14 protein-coding genes are annotated in these 21,321 nt (G+C 73.2%); all 14 read right to left on the reverse strand.

Annotation, left to right across the window (positions count from 1 at the left end; all coding sequences use genetic code 11):
- Positions 1-25: 25 nt before the first annotated feature.
- The 14 genes from ACWCP6_RS14255 to ACWCP6_RS14320 all read right to left on the reverse strand — a co-directional run bounded on the left by ACWCP6_RS14255 (position 26) and on the right by ACWCP6_RS14320 (position 21,053).
- Entirely contained in the window at positions 26-1,639 is a 1,614-nt protein-coding gene (locus ACWCP6_RS14255; RefSeq protein WP_450932693.1) for a protein kinase domain-containing protein, read from the reverse strand.
- Positions 1,636-3,393: an FHA domain-containing protein gene (locus ACWCP6_RS14260; protein WP_450932694.1), complete on the reverse strand. Its 1,758-nt coding sequence runs from the start codon at positions 3,391-3,393 to the stop codon at positions 1,636-1,638. Before ACWCP6_RS14260 ends, ACWCP6_RS14255 begins: the two co-directional genes overlap by 4 nt.
- Positions 3,394-3,398: 5 nt before the next feature.
- Positions 3,399-5,015: a hypothetical protein gene (locus tag ACWCP6_RS14265; RefSeq protein WP_450932695.1), complete on the reverse strand. Its 1,617-nt coding sequence runs from the start codon at positions 5,013-5,015 to the stop codon at positions 3,399-3,401.
- Positions 5,016-5,284: 269 nt separating this feature from the next.
- Positions 5,285-5,806 (reverse strand): O-acetyl-ADP-ribose deacetylase, encoded by a 522-nt coding sequence (locus ACWCP6_RS14270; protein WP_450932696.1) that lies wholly within the window; start codon positions 5,804-5,806, stop codon positions 5,285-5,287.
- A gap of 152 nt (positions 5,807-5,958) precedes the next feature.
- Entirely contained in the window at positions 5,959-7,371 is a 1,413-nt protein-coding gene (locus ACWCP6_RS14275) for a phytoene desaturase family protein (RefSeq protein ID WP_450932697.1), read from the reverse strand.
- Between the two features lie 278 nt (positions 7,372-7,649).
- A complete protein-coding gene (locus ACWCP6_RS14280) occupies positions 7,650-8,477 on the reverse strand; it encodes an inositol monophosphatase family protein (RefSeq protein WP_450932698.1) in 828 nt (275 codons plus the stop codon).
- A 302-nt stretch (positions 8,478-8,779) separates the two neighbouring features.
- Positions 8,780-10,621, reverse strand: a complete 1,842-nt coding sequence (locus ACWCP6_RS14285) for a gamma-glutamyltransferase family protein (RefSeq protein ID WP_450932699.1) — start codon at positions 10,619-10,621, stop codon at positions 8,780-8,782.
- 309 nt (positions 10,622-10,930) lie between these two features.
- The gene (locus tag ACWCP6_RS14290; RefSeq protein ID WP_450932700.1) at positions 10,931-12,511 is read right to left on the reverse strand and encodes an alpha/beta fold hydrolase; all 1,581 of its coding nucleotides are present in this window, start codon (positions 12,509-12,511) and stop codon (positions 10,931-10,933) included.
- Positions 12,512-12,891: 380 nt separating this feature from the next.
- A complete protein-coding gene (locus ACWCP6_RS14295) occupies positions 12,892-14,427 on the reverse strand; it encodes an NCS1 family nucleobase:cation symporter-1 (RefSeq protein ID WP_450932701.1) in 1,536 nt (511 codons plus the stop codon).
- A 194-nt stretch (positions 14,428-14,621) separates the two neighbouring features.
- Complete coding sequence (locus ACWCP6_RS14300; RefSeq protein WP_450932702.1) at positions 14,622-15,620, reverse strand: TIGR03842 family LLM class F420-dependent oxidoreductase; 999 nt, start codon at positions 15,618-15,620, stop codon at positions 14,622-14,624.
- 11 nt (positions 15,621-15,631) lie between these two features.
- Complete coding sequence (gene hydA / locus ACWCP6_RS14305) at positions 15,632-17,035, reverse strand: dihydropyrimidinase (protein WP_450932703.1); 1,404 nt, start codon at positions 17,033-17,035, stop codon at positions 15,632-15,634.
- 58 nt (positions 17,036-17,093) lie between these two features.
- Complete coding sequence (locus tag ACWCP6_RS14310; protein WP_450932704.1) at positions 17,094-18,377, reverse strand: aspartate aminotransferase family protein; 1,284 nt, start codon at positions 18,375-18,377, stop codon at positions 17,094-17,096.
- A complete protein-coding gene (locus tag ACWCP6_RS14315) occupies positions 18,374-19,216 on the reverse strand; it encodes a nitrilase-related carbon-nitrogen hydrolase (protein ID WP_450932705.1) in 843 nt (280 codons plus the stop codon). The genes ACWCP6_RS14310 and ACWCP6_RS14315 overlap by 4 nt, the downstream gene beginning before the upstream one ends.
- Positions 19,217-19,553: 337 nt before the next feature.
- Positions 19,554-21,053: a hypothetical protein gene (locus ACWCP6_RS14320; RefSeq protein WP_450932706.1), complete on the reverse strand. Its 1,500-nt coding sequence runs from the start codon at positions 21,051-21,053 to the stop codon at positions 19,554-19,556.
- Positions 21,054-21,321 lie beyond the last annotated feature (268 nt).

Here is a 21,321-nt window from a genome sequence, read left to right on the forward strand (position 1 = left end):
ACGGACGCCGGGACGGTCGCGACCGTCAGCACGGCGGCGCGTCGACGGAGGCCGTCTGCGATCCGTTCACGGCCTCCGGACTGCTGGTGAGCGCGACGTTCCACGTACCCCTGCAAGGGTGGTTGGAGAAGTCGGCCTCGAAGCTCACGGAGTACCGCGTGCTGCCCGACAACGGCTGCACCTGGGAGCCGTAGGACTGGTCGGGGGTGTCGACGTAGTAGTCCGCCGTGAGCGTCAGCGGTCCGGTGCCGGTGGTGTGCACCGTGACGTCGGCGATCAGTGTGCTGGGGCGCGGTCCGCGGTGCCACGAGTCGATGGCGATCGTGACCGTGCCCGGCGTCGGCGGGGCCGGCGGTCCGCCCGTCGTGGAGGGCGCCGCCGTGGACGGTGTGCCGCCCCCGGCCGGGGCGGTCGACGGCGCGGTCGGCGTCGGGTCCTCCGAGGCGGTGCCGGGCGGTGAACCGTCGGCCGTCGGCGTGCTCGCGTCCGACGTCACTGACGGCGAGGGGGAAGAAGGACCGGACGGGTCGGCGGAGCCGGTGGAGCCCGACGGGACGGAACTGGCCACCGTCGTCGACGTGTCGTGCGGACGGGCCGTCGCCGACGTCACCGCGCCGGCGACCACGGCCAGCGCTGCCGCCCCGGCCGCCGCCTTCCATCCGCCGCGCCTGAGCCGGCCCAGCACGGTCAGGGCCCGGGCCGCGCCACTGACCGCCGTCGTGGTGGCGAACGGGAACAACAGGGCGAGCAGAGTGGCGAGTTCGCCGAGCCGTCGGCGTCCGCGCTCCTCCCAGCCGGTGCCGTACCCCTCGGCGGCGTGCCTCTCGAGGTCGGCGAGGAACGCCTCGATCCCCGGCCGGTCCGCGGGCTCCTTGGCCAGGCCCTTGCGCAGCAGCCCGCGTACCGGACCGGGTACGTCGTCCAGCTCCACGGACGCCCGCAGGTGCTGCAGGCGCAACGCCGTGATGTCGTCACCGCCGAACGGCCGCCGCCCGGTCAGGCATTCGAAGAACACGGCCGCCGCCGCGTACACGTCGCTCGCCGGTCCCGCGGGCTCGCCCCGCCACTGCTCGGGCGCCATGTAGGCGGGAGTGCCCGCCGCCTCCGTCTCCCGGCCCGCGCGTACGGCGATGCCGAAGTCGGCGAGCGCGCTCGAACCGTCGGCACGGACCAGCACGTTCTCCGGCTTGTAGTCTCGATGGACCACCCCGGCCGAATGGGCCGCGCCGAGGCCCAGCAGCGACCCCTTCAGCAGGACGAGAGCGGCCTCGGGGCCGGTCGTCCCGTGCGCGCGGAGCAGCTCGCGGAGGCTGACCCCGTCCACCGCCTCCATGACGATCGCGGCGCCGCTGCGCGCCTCGACGTACTCGTACAACCGCACCACGCACGGGTGCCGCAGGTCGCCCAGCAGCCGCGCCTCGGCCCGGAAGCGGGCCAGGAACTCCCGGTCGCCGCGGAGCCGTTCGCTCAGGTACTTGACCGCCACGGGTACGCCCGTCGCCGTGTGCCGGGCGAGAACGACACGGCCCCCGGCGCCTTCGCCGAGAGTGCGGACGGCAACACAGCCCGGCACGGTCCAGTCGCCGTCGCGGCGAGCACCGGCGCCCGTGCCGCCGGGGCCGTGTGCAGCGCCCGTCACGCCGCACCTTCCACGGCAGCGCCGGGCACCGGACCCACCGAGCCGCCCGGGGTCCGGCGGCGCCGCTTGACCAGACGTGCCAGCCGGCGCACCGGCGCCGCCCACACCGGGAACGCCACCAGGCCGACCACCACGGCCACGATCACGCGGTCCCACGGCGGGTCCACCCGTCCGTGCAGCAGCTCCCCCATCCGGGAACGCCAGGCCAGCAGGGCGAGAACCAGGAAGCCGTACGTACCGATGACGACGGCGAGGCCGTAGACGGCCATGCCCGCCTGCCGCGGTCCCGGCCTGCGGCCCGCACGCAGGTCCCGCCAGAGCCCCGTGCGGAAGTAGGCGCTCGCCTCTTCGCGCAGCCGCGGTACGCGCAGCGCGTCGGTCAGCGCCTGGTAACCGTCCAGCGGCATCAGGGGGTTGAAGTTGTACAGCGTGTTCAGATACAGCCCGAAGGCCAGGTGGAAGAGCACGGCCGAGACCGGACCGGCCGGCAGACGGGCGGCCCCCAGGGCGCACCAGCCGGCCAGGGCCGCCGTCGAGAGCGGCCCGGACAGCGCCACCACGACCCGCGACCGACGCGAGCCGAACCACATGTCGCTCGTGTCCACGAACGCGAAGGGCATCCCCATCATGAGCATGAATCCGCCGCGCCGGACCTTGCGACCGTAGGACTTCACGGCCAGCGCATGCGTCAGTTCGTGCACCACGAGGGCCGATACGTACCCGGCGGCCACTGCCAGGGGGCCCCAGGCACCGGCCCCGCCGAAGTCCAGCAGGTGCTGCCGGCGCTGCGCGGTGAAGAACGCGACGAGGCCGGCGACGACCGACAGCCAGACCAGCGTCACCCCGGTCCTGGTGAAGAACCGCCAGCCGAACGCCCCGTACAGGCGGGTCACGGCCCGGTCGATGCCCGGTACGGACACCTCGAGTCTCAGCAGGGCCCGGTACAGCCTCCGCCAGGCCCGGCGCCAGCCGTGGGTGTCCTCCGCGTCGTGCCGGCCTGGCAGGCCGCGCAGCAGTCCCGCGTCCGCGAACGCCGTCAGCGCGGCCTCGATCCGTGGCAGCGCGAGCTCCCCGAACCGGTCCGCGTAGGCGAACAGCAGGTCCCGCACCGTGTTCTCGCCGTCGACGGCCTGCCACAGGAAGACCTCGCGCTCGTCCAGCTGGAGGTACACCCCCGTCCGGGTGTTGCTCAGCACCCACACGGGCTCCCCGCGGTCGGTGGGTATCTGCTTGAGCGCCCACCCGGAACGGCGGCGGGGCCGCGCGGTGAGCGGTCCGGTCGCCTCGGGCGCCTCCTCGGCCCGGGCGGCGGGCAGTTGGGTGAGCTGGGTGCCGACGACCACGGTGCGCGAGCCGACCCGGGCATCGCGGGGCTGCTCGAAGACCATCCGGACGTCCCCGACGGACAGCTCGGCCCCGTCGGCGAGGTGCGCCGCGCCGCCGTGCAGGTCCACGCCGCCGACGGCCGTTCCGTTGAAGGAGTCCAGATCCTCGATCCGGAACCCGGCCTCGGTGCGTACGACACGGGCGTGGCGGCGCGACACACTGCCGTCGGACAGGACGACGTCGTTGTCCGCGCCCCGGCCCAGCGTCGTCACCGGGCCGGTCAGCGGTACGAGCAGTGCGGGGTCATCGAGGCCGCGCAGTTGCGGCGCGGCGAACGACGTCGGTTCCGCGCCGCGGCGGAGCGTGCCGCAGTGCAGGCAGTACGGGAAGTCGCGCCGTACGTGAACGCGACAGACATGGCACAGCATCCGGCTCAGCCCGCTCCGGAACCGCTGGTGAACGTGCCGCCGGAGAAGCCGTCGTGGGTGGCGGCGCCGGGGCCGGAGGGCGACAGGTGGGTGCTGATGCCGCCGGCGCCGGGCGCCGTCGTACCGCCGCGTACGCTCTCGGAGCCGAGGACGCCTCCGCGGCCGCCGCCCTCACCGCCGCCGGGCTCGCCGCCGCCACCGGGGCGCCGCCCGGTGTTCTCCTGGCTGCCGCCACCGCCGTCGCCTTCACCGCCACCGCCGGGCTCGCCGCCACCGCCGGGCCGGCGGCCGGTGTTCTCCTGGTCGCCGCCGCCGCTGCCGCCGCTGCCGCCCCCTTCGCCACCGCCGCCGGGTTCGCCGCCTCCGTGACCGTGACCCGAGCCCTCCTCACCGCCACCGCCGTCACCGCCGCCCTCGCCGCCACCATGGCCGCCGCCCTCGCCGCCGGAGGACCCGCCGCCGTGGCCGTGGCCCGAGCCCTCGTCACCGCCGCCTCCGCCGCCCTCGCCTCCGCCGCCTCCTCCTTCGCCGCCTCCTCCTTCGCCGCCACCGCCGCCGCCCTCGCCACCGCCGGGCCGACGGCCGGTGTTCTCCTGGTCGCCGCCACCCCCGCCGCTGCCGCCGTCTCCCTCGCCGCCACCGCCCCCGCCGCCGTCGCCGCCCCCGCCGCCGTCGCCGCCTTCTCCGCGCTCGTAGATGCCGCCGTGCCCGAAGTGACCTGCGTCGCCGCCGCCTTCACCGCCGAAACCACCGTCGTGGCCACCGCCGAAGCCGCCCGGCATGCCGTCACCGCCGCCGAAGCCGCCCGGCCCGCCGTCACCGCCACCGAAGCCGCCCGCGCCTCCGGCCCCGAACCCGCCCTCGCCGCCCCCGGCATGACCGCCGAAGCCGCCGTCACCGTCGCCGAAGCCGTCCCCGGCATCGCCTCCGAAGCCTCCGAAGCCTCCGAAGTCACCGGCCCCGGCCCCGGTCCCGGTCCCGGCCCCCGTGCCGTCGAACCCGCCGTCGGTACCTCCGACATGACCACCCGCGATCCCCGCGGTGTCGTGTCCTTCGCCCCCGATGGGGGCGTCCGTGTCTCCGAACGAGCCGAAGTCGCCGAATCCGGAGTCGCCGCCGACCGGGGTCCCGTGGGCGAGTGCGCCGCCGAGCAGGCTGTGGGCCGCCGTCGACGGCACCTCGAAGCCACCGGCCGCTGCCTGCTCGTCGCCGGGGCGGGCGACGTCCGCCGCGTCGTGCCCGTGGGTGTCGCCGCCCGCCGCGCCGCCGCCCGTCTCGTGCGATGCGTGGTCGACGGAGACATGGTCGGTGGAGACGTGGTCGGTGGAGACGTGGTCGGTGGAGACGTGGTCGGTGGAGACGTGGTCGGCCGGAACGTCGTGGTGTCCCAGCGCGTGCGCCGCGCTGCCGAAGAAGAGGGAGGACTTGGACAGCCGAGCGTCGAGGGTGGAGGGCCGGTCGGTGGGACCTGACTCGACGCGGAGCCGCCGCAGTTCGACGACCTGCTCGGGCGCCAGGCCGAGTCTTCGTGACACCTCCTCGACGTCCCCGTCGAGCTCGGCTCTGAAGGCCGGGTCGACGGCAAGGCGGGTCATTGCATCGCGGTAGGCGTTGTCGGTCATGTCCTCAGGTCTCCGTCGGTGTGGGTACAGCGGTGCTGATACCGGCGGAGCGGAGGATCCCCCCTGGTCGGTGGCCTGCTGCCATGTCCGTCCATCCCCACCTATGTCTGCAGGGATCCTTATAGGGGTGACGGCATGGGCGGCGCAAGACTCGTCATTGCGTATTCACGCTGCGCAGAGCGTCGATGACTCGTACGCGACGGCACCGCGACGTCCACGGCGCGGGCCTTCGGAGTTTCGGAACGGCGCGGCCCGCTCCTCGCGGTCCCTCAGCCCTCCTCGGCGAGGGCCGCCTCGAAGGCCACGTAGGCTCGCTGGTCGAAGAGCACGAAGCGCACGTCCTCGATCGAGGGGTCGGCCGTGTCGAGCACGGTGCGTACGGCGATGCGGGCGCCGTCCTCGATGGGCCAGCCGTAGATGCCGGTGGAGACGGCGGGGAAGGCGACTGTGCGTGCGCCGAGCTCGGCGGCCACACGCAGGGATTCCCGGTAGCAGGAGGCGAGCAGCTCGGACCGGTCCTCGGTGGCCGACCAGACGGGCCCCACGGTGTGGACGACCCACCGGGCGTCCAGGTCTCCGGCCGTGGTGGCGACCGCCTGCCCGGTGGGCAGCCCCTTGCCGTAGTGGCCGGCCCGCAGTCGGCGGCACTCCTCGAGGATCGCGGGCCCGCCGCGCCGGTGGATGGCGCCGTCGACGCCTCCGCCGCCGAGCAGCGAGGAGTTCGCGGCGTTGACGATCGCGTCGACGGACTGCTCGGTGATGTCGCCCTGGACGAGGGTGATCGCGGTCATGGACGCCATCGTACGAAGCCAAGGGCGCCGGTCCGCCGGAGCGCGCCGTACGCGTGCCGAACCGGATCACTTCGCCGGGCGGACGCGCCCGGCGGCACGTTTCCGACATCCGTAGGTGCGCCCGTGCGCGGTCGGCGGGTCGGGCAGGCCGTTCAGCCGGCCCGGCGCAGTTGGCGCCACACGGCCTTCGCCGCGTTGTGCCCGGACATGCCGTGCACGCCCGGGCCCGGCGGTGTCGCCGACGAGCAGATGAACACGGCGGGGTGCGGGGTCCGGTACGGGAAGGGCGTGATGCGGGGGCGCAGGAGCAGTTGCAGTCCGTCGGCGGCGCCGGTCCCGATGTCGCCTCCCACGTAGTTGGGGTTGCGGGCGGCGAGCTCGGGCGGGCCCGCGGTGGCACGGGCGAGAACGCGGTCGCGGAATCCGGGCGCGAAGCGCTCCAGCTGCCGTTCGATCGCGTCGGTGAGGTTCCCGTCCCAGCCGTGGGGCACATGGCCGTACGCCCAGAAGGCCTGCTTGCCGTCGGGCGCGCGGGACGGGTCGACGACCCCGGGCTGCACGGTGATCAGGAACGGCCGCTCGGGAGCGCGGTGCTCGCGCGAGGCGGCACGCAGCGCGGTCGCGATCTCCCGGGTGTCCGCGGCGACCTGCACGGTTCCGGCACGGCGGGCCTCCTCGGCGGTCCACGGAACGGGGCCGTCGAGCGCGTAGTCGATCTTGAAGACGCCCGCTCCGTACCGGTACCGCTCGTAGGTCCTGCCCAGGCCGGCGATCCGGGCGAGCGCGGTCGGCGAGGTGTCGAAGACATAGGCCCGCGCGGGCGGCAGGTCGTCGAGGCGTTTGACCTCGTAGTCGGTGTACAGGGCTCCGCCGAGGTCCTTCAGATACGCGGCGAGGGCGTCGGAGATGGCCTGGGAACCGCCGCGGGCCACGGGCCAGCCCCGGGCGTGCGCGGCGAGCGCGAAGACCAGTCCGACGGCGCCGGTGGCGAGGCCGTCGAGCGGGGCCATGACATGGCCCACGAGTCCGGCGAAGAGCGTCCTGGCGCGGTCGTCGTGGAACCGGCGCATCAGCCACGTCGACGGCGGGAGGCCGGCGAGTCCGAAGCGGGCGAGGGTGACCGGGTCGCGGGGCAGCGTGGTCAGCGGCAGCGACATGAAGTCGTGGACGAGGGTGTCCCAGCGGGCGAGGAACGGGGTGACGAGCCTGCGGTAGGCGCCGGCGTCGCGCGAGCCGAAGGAGGCCGCGGTCTCGGCGACGGACCGCGACAGCACCGCCGCGGTGCCGTCGGGGAAGGGATGGGCCATGGGCAGGGACGGGTGCAGCCACTGCAGGCCGTACCGCTCCAGCGGCATCGCCCTGAACGCGGGCGAGTTGACGCCGAGCGGATGCGCCGCGGAGCACGGGTCGTGGCGGAAGCCGGGGAGCGTGAGCTCTTCGGTGCGGGCTCCCCCGCCGACGCCGTCGCGGGCCTCGAAGACGGCCACCGAGAAGCCGCGCCGTGCCAGTTCCACAGCAGCGGTCAGTCCGTTCGGCCCCGCACCCACGACGGCGGCATCCAGCATCGACGGCACCTTCGGACTCCTTTGTCAGCCGACGGCCATGCCGCTCAAGGATATGCCGGGGGTGGGGTGCACCGGGCAGGTCCTTCGCCGCGAGCCCCGGGTACGAGCGGGCCGCGCGCGCCGGGCACAAGCGGGCGGTGCGCCCCGGGTAGGAGCAGCCCCTGCGCCGCGCGCCGCGGAGAACCCCGGCGCCGTGCGGCGAGAAGCCGCGCCCTCCCGGTCATGACGGGCTCCCGCACGTCCTGCGCGGGACGGGAAACCGGCCCGTGCCCGCGCGGTCAGCCCTCGGTGCGCAGCAGCTCGAGCACCCGGTCCACCGTGGCCCGGTCGCGGGCCGCCGTGAACGGCAGTGCGTTGCCGCCTTCGATCCGGAACGGCTCGCCCGAGAGCGTGGCGTGCGCACCGCCCGCCTCGGCCACCAGCAGCAGTCCGGCAGCGTGGTCCCAGGCGTTCTCCCAGGAGAACGCCACGGCGTCCAACTCGCCCTTGGCGATGGCGAGATATTCGAGTCCGGCCGACCCGCAGGGGCGTGCGCGAACGTCGTCGGCGCGCAGGCCGAGCAGGGCACGCTTCTCCTGCGGCGTGGTGAAGTCCGGGTGGGAGGTGGCGACTTGCAGCGCCTCGCCGGGCCGGGGCGAGCCCGCGACGAGAGGCGCGTCGTCGAGCACGGCGCCGCGGCCGCGCACCGCCACGGCCAGCTCGTCGAGCGCCGGCGCGTAGGTCCAGGACGCCAGCAGTTCGCCACGCCGTGCCAGCGCGACGAGCATGCAGAACCCCGGGTCGCCGTGGACGAACTGACGGGTGCCGTCCACCGGGTCGACGATCCACACCGGGGCGTCGCCGCGCAGCGCCTCGTACGTCGACGGGTCGGCGTGGACCGCCTCCTCGCCGACGACGACCGAGCCGGGCAGGATCGCGGTGAGGGATGCGGTCAGGTGCTCCTCGGCGAGCCGGTCGGCCACCGTCACCAGGTCGTGCGGGCCGTTCTTCTCGACGATCTCGTGCGCGGCGAGCTGCCGGAAGCGGGGCATGACTTCGGTGGCGGCCGCCTTGCGGACCGCCTCCTCCACATCGGTCAGGCCATGGGCGAGAAACTCATCGATCATGCCCCCATGAGAGCACGCGCCTCTGACAATCCATGCCGGCCGGGTGAACCACGGATGGAATACGGATGAAGGATGGATGCGACTGATCATGACATTCCGGTCACTTCCGCCCTCAGCGCCGACGCACCGGAAGCGGTGCCGAACCGCGCGGTCCGCGTCCGGACGGTGCTGAGCCGGAAGGTACGCGTCCGGTCGGTGCACCTCCGGGCGGTGGCGGACCGGGCGGTCCGCGTCCGGGCGGTGGGCCGAGCCGGTCGCACACCGGCCGGTCACCGCCCGGCACGCCCGGGCCCGCCGTCGCCTCAGCGCCCGACCGCGTACCCCTGCATCCCCCGGGGGTTCGCCGCCGCCGACAGCATGCCCGTCTCCGGGTCCCGTACGACGGCGCAGAGCCTGCCCTCGGACCACGGCCCGGCCAAGGTGACGTCATGGCCGCGACGGCGCAGCTCGTCCACGACGGCCGGGTCCATGCGGGACTCGACGGTGACGCTGCCCGGGCGCATCCCGCGCGGGTGGAAGGAGCTGGGGAAGCTGTCGTTGTGCCAGTTGGGCGCGTCGACGGCGCCCTGGAGGTCGAGTCCCCCGCGCACCCGCGGACGCAGGGCCACGGACAGGAAGAAGTGGAGCTGCCACTGGTCCTGCTGGTCGCCTCCGGGCGTGCCGAAGGCCATGACGGGGACTCCGTCGCGCAGCGCGAGCGACGGCGTGAGCGTGGTGCGCGGGCGGCAGCCCGGGGTCAGCGTGTTCGGCAGGTCCTCGTCGAGCCAGGTCATCTGCAGCCGGGAGCCGAGCGGGAAACCCAGCTCGGGCACGACCGGGTTGGACTGGAGCCAGCCGCCGCTGGGGGTCGCGGCGACCATGTTGCCCCAGCGGTCGACGACGTCGAGGTGGCAGGTGTCGCCGCGGGTCGTGCCGTCCGCGGCCACGGTTTCGGCGACGCCGGGGCCGGCCGGCTGCGCCATGGTCGGCTCTCCCGCACCCGCCGAGGCCACGCCCAGCGGGTCGAACGGGGCGTCCCCGGAGGCCACCGCGTCCGCGTGTGCGGAGAGCTTCGGCGCACGGCCGTCCGGGCTGCCGGGGCGCAGCTCCCGGGACGCCCCGGCGCCGACGAGGGCGCGGCGGCGGGCGTTGTACTCCGGTGAGAGCAGGGCCTTGAGGGGGACGTCGGCCGCATCGCCGTACCAGGCCTCGCGGTCGGCCATCGCCAGCTTGCAGCCCTCGATGAGCAGGTGGACGTAGTCGGCCGAGCCGTAGGCGGGCAGCTCGGGCGGGAGCAGGGCGAGCTGCTGGAGGAAGGCGGGCCCCTGGCTCCAGCCGCCCGCCTTGCACAGGGTCCAGCCGTTCCAGTCGTACGTCACGGGGGCCTCGTAGCCGGCCCGCCATCCGGCAAGGTCCTTCGCGGTGAGGGTGCCGGTGTTCCGGCGGCCGCTGGTGTCCATCGTGGGGCGCCCGGCCTGTCGTACCAGGGCCTCGGCGATGAAGCCCTCGCTCCAGATCTTCCGGGCGGCCTCGATCTGGGCGACCCGGTCCGTGCCGCCCGCGTCGGTGGCCTCGGCGATCAGTCGCCGCCAGGTCGCGGCGAGCGCGGGGTTGCGGAAGAGCTCTCCCGCGCGTGGGGAGCGGCCTCCGGGCAGATAGACGTCGGCGGACGAGGTCCACTCCGTCTCGAAGAGTTCCCGTACGGCCTCGACGGTCTCGCCCATGCGCTCCACGGGCGGATGCCCGTCCTCCGCGTACCCGATGGCGTACGACAGGATCTCGGCGAGGGACTTGGTGCCGTGGTCGCGCAGCAGCAGCATCCACGCGTCGAAGGCGCCCGGTACGGCGGCGGCGAGCGGGCCCGCGCCGGGCACCAGGTCGAGGCCGAGCGCCCGGTAGTGCGCGACGGTGGCCCCGGCGGGGGCGACACCCTGCCCGCACAGCACCCGCACGTCGCCGCCGGCCGGAGCGAGGATGATCGGCACTTCGCCCGCGGGGCCGTTGAGATGGGGCTCGACGACGTGCAGTACAAAGCCGGCGGCGACTGCGGCGTCGAAGGCGTTGCCGCCCCCTTCGAGGACGGCCATCGCCGACTGCGACGCAAGCCAGTGCGTGGAGGACACCATGCCGAAGGTGCCCTGGAGGGTGGGGCGGGTGGTGAACATACGGGCTCTCACCTCGCTGTGTGCGCGCCTCGGCCGGTCCCGTGCTCGGGACCGGCCCTGGGGAGATTCTGGCGAGTTCGGGCCAGAGCTCTCGTCGATTCGATCACCCGGAGGCTATCGAACGCCGCGCGGCCCCATTTCTCCGCCTCCCGCACCAAGTAGCTTATTTTTCAACAGAGTTGACCTGAGCGGCGTACCCGAACGGCTCGGCAGGGGAGCTACGGATCCCGGGCACATCGCTTCCCGGGGAGGGGCGGACGGACGAGGGGCCGGGCCGCTGGCGGCCCGGCCCCGGTGCGGGAACGCGCGTCAGAAGCGCGGTGCGCCCGGCGTGTTCGGCGGTGTGGGGACGATGCCCTTGACGGCCTTGCGGTCACGGTGGGCCGCCGGCGTGCAGGTGACGTCGTGCGCCGGAAGCCGTCCGGTGCCCAGGTAGGCGTTGACCGTGCGGTCGGCGCAGGCGCGCGGGTCGCCGGAGTAGACGCCGTGCCCCTCGCCCCCCTTGACGTACACCATGCGCGAGCCCTTCAGGGCGCGGTGCATGCCCAGGCCGCTGGTCAGCGGTGTCTGCGAGTCCCACTGGTTCTGCACGGTGAGCAGGCCGACACGGTTGTTCACCGTGGTCACCGGCTCGGCCGGCTTGTTCCAGAACGCGCAGGGCATGATGTTGGAGCCGAAGTCGCCGTAGAGCGGGTACGCGGCCTTGTCGCGGATCGCGTCACGCCGGTACTGCTCCGGGTCGTGCGGCCATGCGGCGGTGTCGCCGCAGACGACGGACCAGAACGCGGCGGTCCCGTTGTCGGCGGGCGGCCGGGCGCCGGCGGCCACGAAGCGGTTCGGTTCGCGGCGCTCGCCCTGCGCGGGCGAGCGGTGCGCGGAGGGGTGACCCTCGGCCGCCTTCTTCAGATCGACCACGGTCCGCGCCGCGTCCTCGGGGGAGAAGAACTCGGCGCGCAGGCCGGACCGGATGCCGTCGCCGTCGAACTTCCGGCCCCCGTATTCGATCGGATCGCGGTCGGCCCGAGCCACCAGGTCCCAGAAGGTCGTGCGCACCGCGGCCGGGGTGTCGCCGAGTTTGTAGGTGCGGTGGTGCCGGGCGGTCCACTTCGTCCAGCGGGTGAACGCCGGTTCGGTGCCCTCCGCCCACACCTGGATCATTCCGCGCCAGACCCGGGCGGGGTCGACCGCGCTGTCCAGCACGAAGCGGTCGGTGTGCTTCGGGAACATCTGCGTGTAGACGGCGCCGAGGTAGGTGCCGTACGAGAAGCCCAGGTAGGAGAGCTTCTTCTCACCCAGGACGGCGCGGACGAGGTCCATGTCGCGTGCCGTGTTGCGGGTGGTGATGTGGGGCAGTGTGTCGCCGTTCCTGGTACGGCACTTGTCGGCGACGGTGCGGGCCCATGCGACGTCACGCTCGAACGTCGCGGGCTTGTAGGGGTGCTCGGTGTTCTGCTCCTTGGTGGTGAGGCCGCAGGTGACGGGGCTGCTGCGGCCGACACCGCGCGGATCGAAGCCGATGAGGTCGTACTGGTCCCGTACCTTCTTGGGCAGCGTCTCCTTCATCATGACGGGCATCTCCAGGCCCTCGCCGCCCGGGCCGCCGGGGTTGAAGAGGAGCACGCCGCGCCGCTTGCCGGGGACGCCGGTCTTGATACGGGAGACGGCCAACTTGATCGTCTTGCCGGTGGGGCGGGCGTAGTCGAGCGGGGCGTTGATCGTCGCGCACTGGAAGGCGGCGGGCGCCGACCTGTCACAGCGGTGCCACGCGGGTCTCTGGTTCTCGAAGCGCTGCAGCGGTTCCGCCGCGGACGCCTGCACCGGGGCGAGGGCCGGGAGCAGCGCCGCCGTGACCCCCATCGTGAGCAGGGGCACCCAACGTCGTATCGGCACGACGGTCGTTCCTTTCGGTCAACTGGCGGGACCGGACGACCATTTCGTGCCGGGATGGGCGGGCGAATCCCCCTGGGGGGCGGACTTCGTACGACTTGGGACGGAGCGAGAAAGAGACGTACGGAGGAGAACCATTCGGGCGTGGAGCCGATCGGGGCCGGACCGGAACGAGGACCTGCGGGGCACACGGATACCGGCAACACCCCTGGATCCGCACGTTTCTGATGGCGGGACAGCGGCACAACGGCTCGTCCGCCGGCGGTCTTCGGACGATGGGCCGCCGCAGGGCTCCGGCAGAGCCGCCGGGGCGGCATCGCCCCGGGGGCTCCCGGGCGGCACGGGCTCTCGGCCCCGGGCCGCCCGGGCTCATGTCCCGGCGGTCAGCGCTCCCGCCCCCTCCCCACCGACGCCAGCACGGCGTACAGGACCAGCGCCGAGGCGAGGCCCACCGCCCAGCCGTAGTCCGCCAGTGGCCTGAGGGCGGGAATCAGTCCGTCCTGCGGGAAGGGGCCCTTGCCCGGGGCGGAGTGGGAGCCGCCGACGGCGAGGAGTCCTCCGACGACGAAGGCGACGACCCCGCGCCAGTTCCAGCCTCGGCGGTACCAGTAGCGCCCGTCGGGGCGGTAGAGGTCGGCGAGGTCCAGGGAGGTCCGCCGGACGATCCAGTAGTCGGCGATCAGGATCCCGGCGACCGTGCCCAGCAGTCCGCCCACCACACCGAGCCAGACGAAGATGTACAGCTCGGGCGTCTCGATGAGCTTCCACGGGAAGATCAGGACACCGACGACGCCCGTGATGAGGGCGCCCCTGCGGAAGTTGATGAACCTCGGGGCGAGGTTCGACAGGTCGTACGCCGGGGAGACCACGTTGGCCGCGATGTTGACGGAGATGGTGGCGACCAGGACCGTGACGAGGGCGTACAGCAGGCCGATGACGCTGTCGGCCTTGGCCGCGAGTTCGACGGGCTCCCAGATCGGCTTCCCGTACACCGCCTGTGAACCGGAGGTGACGAGGACCGAGAGGAAGGCGAACGCCGTCATCGTGGTGGGCAGCCCGAGCGTCTGGCCCCACACCTGGGCGCGCTGGCCCTTTCCGAAGCGGGTGAAGTCGGGGATGTTGAGCGACAGCGTCGACCAGAAGCCGATCATGCCCATGAGGGACGGGAAGAAGACGGGCCAGAAGTCGGCGCCCCACCCCAGCTTGGACGGCTGGTCGAGCAGCGAGCCGAAGCCGCCTGCCTTGTTCGCGATCCAGATCAGCAGCACCACGGCGCCGACGAGCACGAAGGGTGCGGCCCAGTTCTCGAAGCGGCGCAGTGTCTCCATGCCGCGGTGGATGATGGCGAGCTGCAGTGCCCAGAAGGCGATGAAGCACGCCCACAGCGGCCAGGGGTAGCCGCCGATCTCTCCGGCCTTGGCCCACGACCCGCCGAAGACCTGGTTGAGCAGGACGAAGATGCCCTGGCCGCCGATCCAGGTCTGGATGCCGAACCAGCCGCACGCCACGGCCGCCCGGAGCAGCGCGGGCAGGTTGGCGCCGCGCAGCCCGAAGGACGCGCGGGCCAGGACGGGGAAGGGGATGCCGTACTTGGGGCCGGCGTGCCCCGTGAGCAGCATCGGCCCGAGCACGATGACGTTGGCGAGGGCGATGGTGAGGACGGCCTGCTTCCAGTCCATGCCGAGCGCGACAAGGCCGGAGGCGAGCGTCCACGAGGGGATGTTGTGGGCCATGCCGACCCACAGGGCGGCGAAGTTGTACGTGGTCCAGTGACGTTCGGAGAGCGGGATGGGGCGGAGGTCGTCGTTGGCGAAGCGGCTGTCGGACGGGTAGGCGCCGGGAACCAGTTCGACGCGGCCGTCGGGAGCGGTGATCTGCACTGTCGGGGCCTTGGGATCCGAGGGGACGGTGTCGGTCATGTGCAAGCCCGTTCGCTGGGAGGGGAGGTGGGCCGTGCGTGTACCGAGAGCGGGTGGGGTGCCGCGCCGGTGGGAGGAGGTGGACCGGCGGGCGGGGGTGCGGGTTCCGTACCGGCAGGCGGGGGTGCGGGGAGGCCGTGCCGGTACGGCGGTGGGGAGGGGCGTGCTGCGGCTCGGGGGCCGGGGCCGGGGGTTCAGCCGAGCGCGGGGATGACCTCCGCTCCGTAGGCGTCGATGACCGCTTCCCGTGCGTCGTGCATCGCGTACACCGCGAACTGGTCGACGCCCAGGTCCCGCAGCGTCCGCAGCTTGTCGATGTGCGCCTCGACCGGCCCGAGCAGGCAGAACCGGTCGACGATGTCGTCGGGCACGAAGTCGGTGTGGGGGTTTCCGGCGCGCCCGTGGTGCTCGTAGTCGTAGCCGCTGCGAGCCTCGATGTAGTCGGTGAGCGCGTCCGGGACGATGCCGGAGCGCCTGCCGTAGCGCGCGACCAGGTCGGCGACGTGGTTGCCGACCATGCCGCCGAACCAGCGGCACTGGTCGCGGGCGTGTGCCAGGTCGTCGCCGACGTAGGCCGGCGCCGCCACGCAGATGGTGAGGGAGTCGGGGTCGCGGCCCGCCGTGGCGGCCGCGTCGCGCACCATCTTGACCATCCACTCCGTCAGGAACGGGTCGGCGAGCTGCAGGATGAACCCGTCCGCCTTCTGGCCGGCCAGGGCCAGCGCCTTCGGCCCGTACGCGGCCATCCACACCGGGAGTTTGCCGTCGCGCACCCAGGGGATGCGCACCGGCTTGCCGTCGATGTGGGTCTCGCGGCCCTCCGCGAGGTCACGGATGACGTCGATGGCCTCGCCGAGCCGGGCGAGCGTGTCGGGTTTGCGCCCCGCGACCCGCATCGCCGAGTCGCCGCGGCCGATGCCGCACACGGTCCGGTTGCCGAACATGTCGTTGAGTGTGGCGAAGGACGACGCGGTCACCTCCCAGGAGCGGGTGGCGGGGTTGGTGACCATGGGGCCCACGGTGAGCGTCCGGGTGTGCTCCAGGATCCGGCTGTAGATGACGAAGGACTCCTGCCAGAGCACGGCGGAGTCGAAGGTGTAGCCGTAGCGGAAACCGTTCCGCTCGGCGCGCCGCATCAGCCCGACGACCTGGGAGGCCGGCGGATCGGTCTGCAGGACGAGTCCGAAGTCCATGGGGGTGCCTCCTAGTGAAGGTACTGACAGGTGCCCCGGGGCGTGTACTTGCCGTGCCCGGCACGGCCGGTGAACTGCCGCCGGTCGATGACGACTTCGCCGCGCGAGAGGACGGTCTCGACCTGCCCGGTGACGTGTGTGCCCTCGTAGGCCGAGTAGTCGACGTTCATGTGGTGGGTCTCGGCGGACAGGGTCTGTTCGGCATGCGGGTCGTAGACGACGACATCGGCGTCGGCGCCCGGCGCGATGGTGCCCTTCCTCGGGTAGAGGCCGAACATACGGGCCGGGGTCGCGCAGGCGATCTCGATCCAGCGGCGGCGGCTGATGCGCCCGTCGACGACGGCCTGGTGGAGCAGGTCCATGCGGTTCTCCACGCCGGGCAGACCGTTGGGGATCTTGGAGAAGTCGCCGCGGCCGAGTTCCTTCTGGCCGGAGAAGCAGAACGGGCAGTGGTCGGTGGAGACGACCTGGAGGTCGTCGGTCCGCAGCCCGCGCCACAGCGCGGCCTGGTGCTCGCGCGGGCGCAGCGGCGTACTGCACACGTACTTGGCGCCCTCGAAGCCGGGTTCGGCGAGGTTGTCGGTGGACAGGAACAGGTACTGCGGGCAGGTCTCGCCGAAGACGTTGAGTCCCATGTCCCGGGCGGCGGCCAGTTCGGCGACCGCCTCCTCGGCGGAGACGTGGACGACGTACAGGGGTGCTCCCGCGACGCGGGCGAGCTGGATGGCGCGGTGGGTGGCCTCCGCCTCCAGGAGGACCTTGCGCACCTCGCCGTGGTAGCGGGGGTCGGTCTCGCCGCGGGCGAGCGCCTGCTCCACGAGGACGTCGATCGCGATGCCGTTCTCGGCGTGCATCATGATCAGCCCGCCGTTGGCCGCGGAGCGCTGCATGGCACGCAGGATCTGTCCGTCGTCGCTGTAGAAGACACCGGGATACGCCATGAACAGTTTGAAGGAGGTGACGCCCTCCTCCACCAGCAGGTCCATCTCCTTCAGGGAGCCCTCGTTCACATCGGAGAGGATCATGTGGAAGGCGTAGTCGATCGCGCAGTTGCCGTCGGCCTTCGCGTACCAGGCGTCGAGGCCGGCGCGCAGGGACTGGCCGACGCTCTGCACGGCGAAGTCGACGATGGTGGTGGTGCCGCCCCAGGCTGCGGCGCGGGTGCCCGTCTCGAAGGAGTCCGAGGCGAAGGTGCCGCCGAAGGGCAGCTCCATGTGCGTGTGGGCGTCGACGCCGCCCGGGATGACGTACTTGTCGGTGGCGTCGATGACGCGGTCGGCGGTCCAGCTCTCGGCGACGGCGCAGCCGTGGGCGGCGAGCGCGGCGATCCGGCCGTCGTCGATCAGTACGTCGGCGTGGACCTCGTCGGCCGCGGTGACGACGAGGCCGCCGCGGATCAGGGTGCGGGTACTCATCTGGTGCGCTCCCTCTCGTGCACGAACAGGTGGACGCGGCGTGCGGGCGGCTGTCGGATCAGGCGGCGCGCAGGGCCCGTTCGAGGATCGCGGCGCCCTCCTCGGCCTCCGCGACGGTCAGCGACAGCGGGGGTGCGATGCGCAGCACGCTGGTGTCGTGGCCGCCGCCCTTGCCGATGAGCAGACCGCCCTCGCGGGCGGCTTCGAGGACGGCGGTCGCCGCGGCCGGATCGGCCTCGTCGGTCCCGGGCCTCACGAGCTCGATACCGATCATCAGGCCCCGGCCGCGCACCTCGCGTACGGCGGGCAACTGGGCGGCGACGGCGCGCAGCCGCTCGATGAGCAGACCGCCGACACGGCGCGCGTTGCCCTGGAGGTCGTGCTCGAGGAGATACGTGAGGTTGGCGAGGCCGGCGGCCATGGTGACCGGCGAGCCGCCGAACGTCGAGATGGAGTTGGCGTCGAGGCCGTTCATGACCTCGGCGCGGGCGACGACACCGCCGATGGACATGCCGTTGCCGATGCCCTTCGCGAAGGTGAGCATGTCCGGCGGGCCGCTGCGGTCATGGGCCTGCCAGCCCCAGAAGTGGTCGCCGGTGCGGCCCCAGCCGGTCTGCACCTCGTCGGCGATCCACAGGATGCCGTGCCGCTGGAGCACCTCGCGGTAGGCGGCGAACAGCCCGTCGGGCGGGGAGGTGAACCCGCCGACGCCCTGGACCGGCTCGGCGATCAGCGCGGCCACTCCGCCCCGGGTCTGTCCGAGCATGTCCTCGAGGTCGGCGACGCAGGCGGCGATGTAGTCGGCGTCGGAGAGGTGGGCGAAGGGCCCGCGGCTGCGGACACCGCCGTGCACGTACAGCGTCTGCAGCGGGGAGAGGCTGGTCGGGGACCAGCTGCGGTTGCCGGTGATCCCGACCGCGCTGAAGGAGCGGCCGTGGTAGCTGTTGCGCAGCGCCACCACCTGGTTGGAGCGGCGGTGGGTGGTGGCGAGCAGCAGCGCGGCGTCGTTGGCCTCGGTGCCGGAGGTCGTGAAGAACACGCGCGCGTCCGGGATGCCGGAGAGGGCGGCGACGCGCTCGGCGAGCTCGACCATGGGCCGGTTGAGGTACAGCGTCGAGGAGTGGATGATCCGCCCGGCCTGCTCGCTGACGGCCTTGGTGACCTCGGGCAGGGCGTGGGCGGTCATGGTGGTGAGGATGCCGCCGAAGAAGTCGAGGTACCTGTTGCCGTCCGCGTCCCAGACGTGGCGTCCCTCGCCGTGGGTGATCTCGATCGGGTCGTCGTAGTAGAGCGCGAGCCAGTCCGGCATCACGTCCTTGTGGCGGCCGTAGAGGTTCTTCACGGCTGTACCAGCCCTTCGTACGCGTCGGGACGGCGGTCCCGGTAGAAGGCCCACTGGGTACGCACTTCTTCGATGAGGCCGAAGTCGAGGTCGCGGACGACGAGTTCCTCCTCCTTGTCGCTGGCGACGTCGCCGACGAACTGGCCGCGCGGGTCGACGAAGTAGCTCGTCCCGTAGAAGTCGTTGTCGCCGTACTCCTCCTGCCCGACCCGGTTGATCGCGGCGATGAAGTACTCGTTGGCGACGGCGGCGGCGGGCTGTTCGAGCTGCCACAGGTATGCGGACAGACCGCGTGAGGTGGCGGAGGGGTTGTAGACGAGCTGGGCGCCGCCCAGGCCGAGTTGGCGCCAGCCCTCGGGGAAGTGCCGGTCGTAGCAGATGTAGACCCCGATCTTCCCGACGGCCGTGTCGAAGACGGGCCAGCCCAGGTTCCCGGGCTTGAAGTAGTACTTCTCCCAGAAGCCCTTGACCTGGGGGATGTGGTGCTTGCGGTACTTGCCGAGGTACGTCCCGTCGGCGTCGATCACGGCCGCCGTGTTGAAGTAGAAGCCGGCCTGCTCGACTTCGAAGACCGGAACGACGATCACCATGCCCAGCTCGCGGGCGAGATCCTTCATCCGTGCGACGGTCGGCCCGTCCGGCACGGGCTCGGCCCACCGGTAGTGCTCCGGCTCCTGCACCTGGCAGAAGTACGGCGCGTTGAAGACCTCCTGGAAGCCGATGATCTTCGCGCCTTGGCGTGCGGCCTCGCGAGCGTGTGTCTCGTGTTTGTCGATCATGGATTGGGTGTCGCCGGTCCAGGTCGCCTGGACCAGAGCTGCGCGTACGACGTCGACCATGAGCTGCTCCTTCGACGGGACGTCAGAGAGCCTCTACGCCCGTAGACGCGGGCCGTAGAGGCACGAACGTAAGCCCGTCCGACGGGCGGGGCAAGACCATCGTCGTCAACCCGCGGAGTCGATCATGTTTCACACCCGTGAGGGTGACAGCGGGTGGCGTGCGGGGCCGGCACGGAGGCACGGGTGCTCCCCCGCCCCGCCCCGTCGCGAGACCACGGGCTCCACGCCCGGGGCCTCGCCCGGGGTTCCGGGCCGGAGCCGGCCGGACGCCAACGGCCCCTGCCGCCAAGGCCGGAGGGACCCGACGGGCCCGACGGGCCGGTCGGCCGGGCTCCCCCTACGGGTGCAGGCCGTTGACCCGGAGGGCGTGGACCATGTCCCAGTGGCGTTCGTCGGAGACGCCGGTGGCCGCCTCCAGAAGGAGCGGGATGAGGCGGTCCGGGTCGCTGTGCGCACTGCGGGCCGCCTCCTCGGGCGTGCGCACCCGGACGTACGCGTCGAGCAGGATCCGCACCTCGCGCTCCCGGCCCTCGTCGAGCAGCCCGAGCAACCCGTCGCCGATCTCCTGCGCGGGCCGCGCCACCCCCTGGCGCAGCACCTGCGCACCGTCGGCGCCCCGCCCTGCCGCGCCCAGCGCATCGGCGGCGCCGACGAGCCGGCCGACGGGCAGCGACGCGGCCTCCCACAGCAGGGCGGCCCAGTCGGCGCCGAGTCCCGCGTCGCGGAGTTCGGCGGCGAGGAGCGGGAAGCGGGGGGCCGGCCAGTGCACGGCCTCGACGAGCAGCCCGTGCGCCTCGCCGCTGCGGCCCTCGGCGCGCAGCCGTACGAGGTCGGAGACCAGGTCGCCGACCGCCTGCCGGGCGTCGGGATCGGGGCGCTGGACGTCCTCGGCGGGCCGCCCGCCCCGGGAGCGGGACCGCCGGGCGCCTCCGAAGCGTGCCCCGCGGGGCGCGTCGCCGGAGGCTGCGGCCGCGAACCGTGCTCCCCGGGGCGCCTCGTCGGGGACGGGGGCTCCGGGCGCGGCATCCGCCCCGGGCAGCTCCGGTACGACGGCGGCGCCCCCGTCGTCCTCGATCCCGGCGAACCGGGCGCCCCTCGGGCGGCGCTTGGGGCGCCGGCGCGCGGGCTCGTCCTGCGGCCCGGGGCGCGGCGGATCGTCGCCGGGCCCGGTGTGCCCGGCCCCGCCCTCAGGTCCCGGGTCCGCGAAGGCGTGCGGCGAGGCGGGGCTCCCGGTTCCCGGCTGCCCGGCACCCTGGGGCGCGGGGGATGTCGCAGCGGTCGGGCCGGCCGTCGCGTCCCACCGCCCCGGGCCGTCGCGACCGTAGCGTTCCCGCCGGTCCAGCTCGGCCATCCGGTGCCGGATCTCGGTACAGCGGGCGGTCGCCCGGTCCTGGTCGTCGCGCGCCCAGGCGAGGTCGAGCCGGATGGTCTCGGCCTCCTTCGGCGTGGCCGCGACGGCCAGGAGCCGGGCCAGTTCGGTCTGCCGCTCGGCCGCGTAGCGCTGCTCCCGGAGCATCACGTCGAGCCGGTCGCCGAGTACGTTGCGTCCGCCGGGACGGGCGTCGTACGCGGTGAGCGCGGCGGAGTGCAGGGCACGCGCGCGGCCACGCTCGCGCGCGGCCACCGCGGCGCCCCGCTCCGCTGCGAGGTCCTGCAGCAGCGCCTCGACGACGTCCCAGGGCGGCACTTCGCGGGCGTCCAGACAGGCCCGCATCCCATCGGGATCGCGCTGCCAGAACACCCCGCACCACCCGTCGGCCTGGTCCAGGCGTGCCATCAACTCACCCAGGTACACCGCGAACTCCCCTATTTGGTCAGGGAGTTGATCTACTGCCATCGCTGCCCGCCCCCGTACGAATGGAGCCCTGCGATCCGTCAGCCAACACCCGCAGTGTTACGAACGGGCTACGCGGAGTTTTCGACCCGGCGGCGTCGGACTCCGTCCGGAGGCACGTCGGCTGTGCGCGCGCCGGGGGGCGCGGAGATGCGCCCCGCGTAGTCACGGGGGGCGCAGCGGATCCCGCCGTGCGCCTTTTGCAGCCCTTCCGCGCCGCGGGCGAGCGGGGCACGCCGCGCCGGCCGTGGCGGTCGGCGGCGGCGCGCAC

This window comes from Streptomyces sp. NPDC002004 (assembly GCF_053593975.1).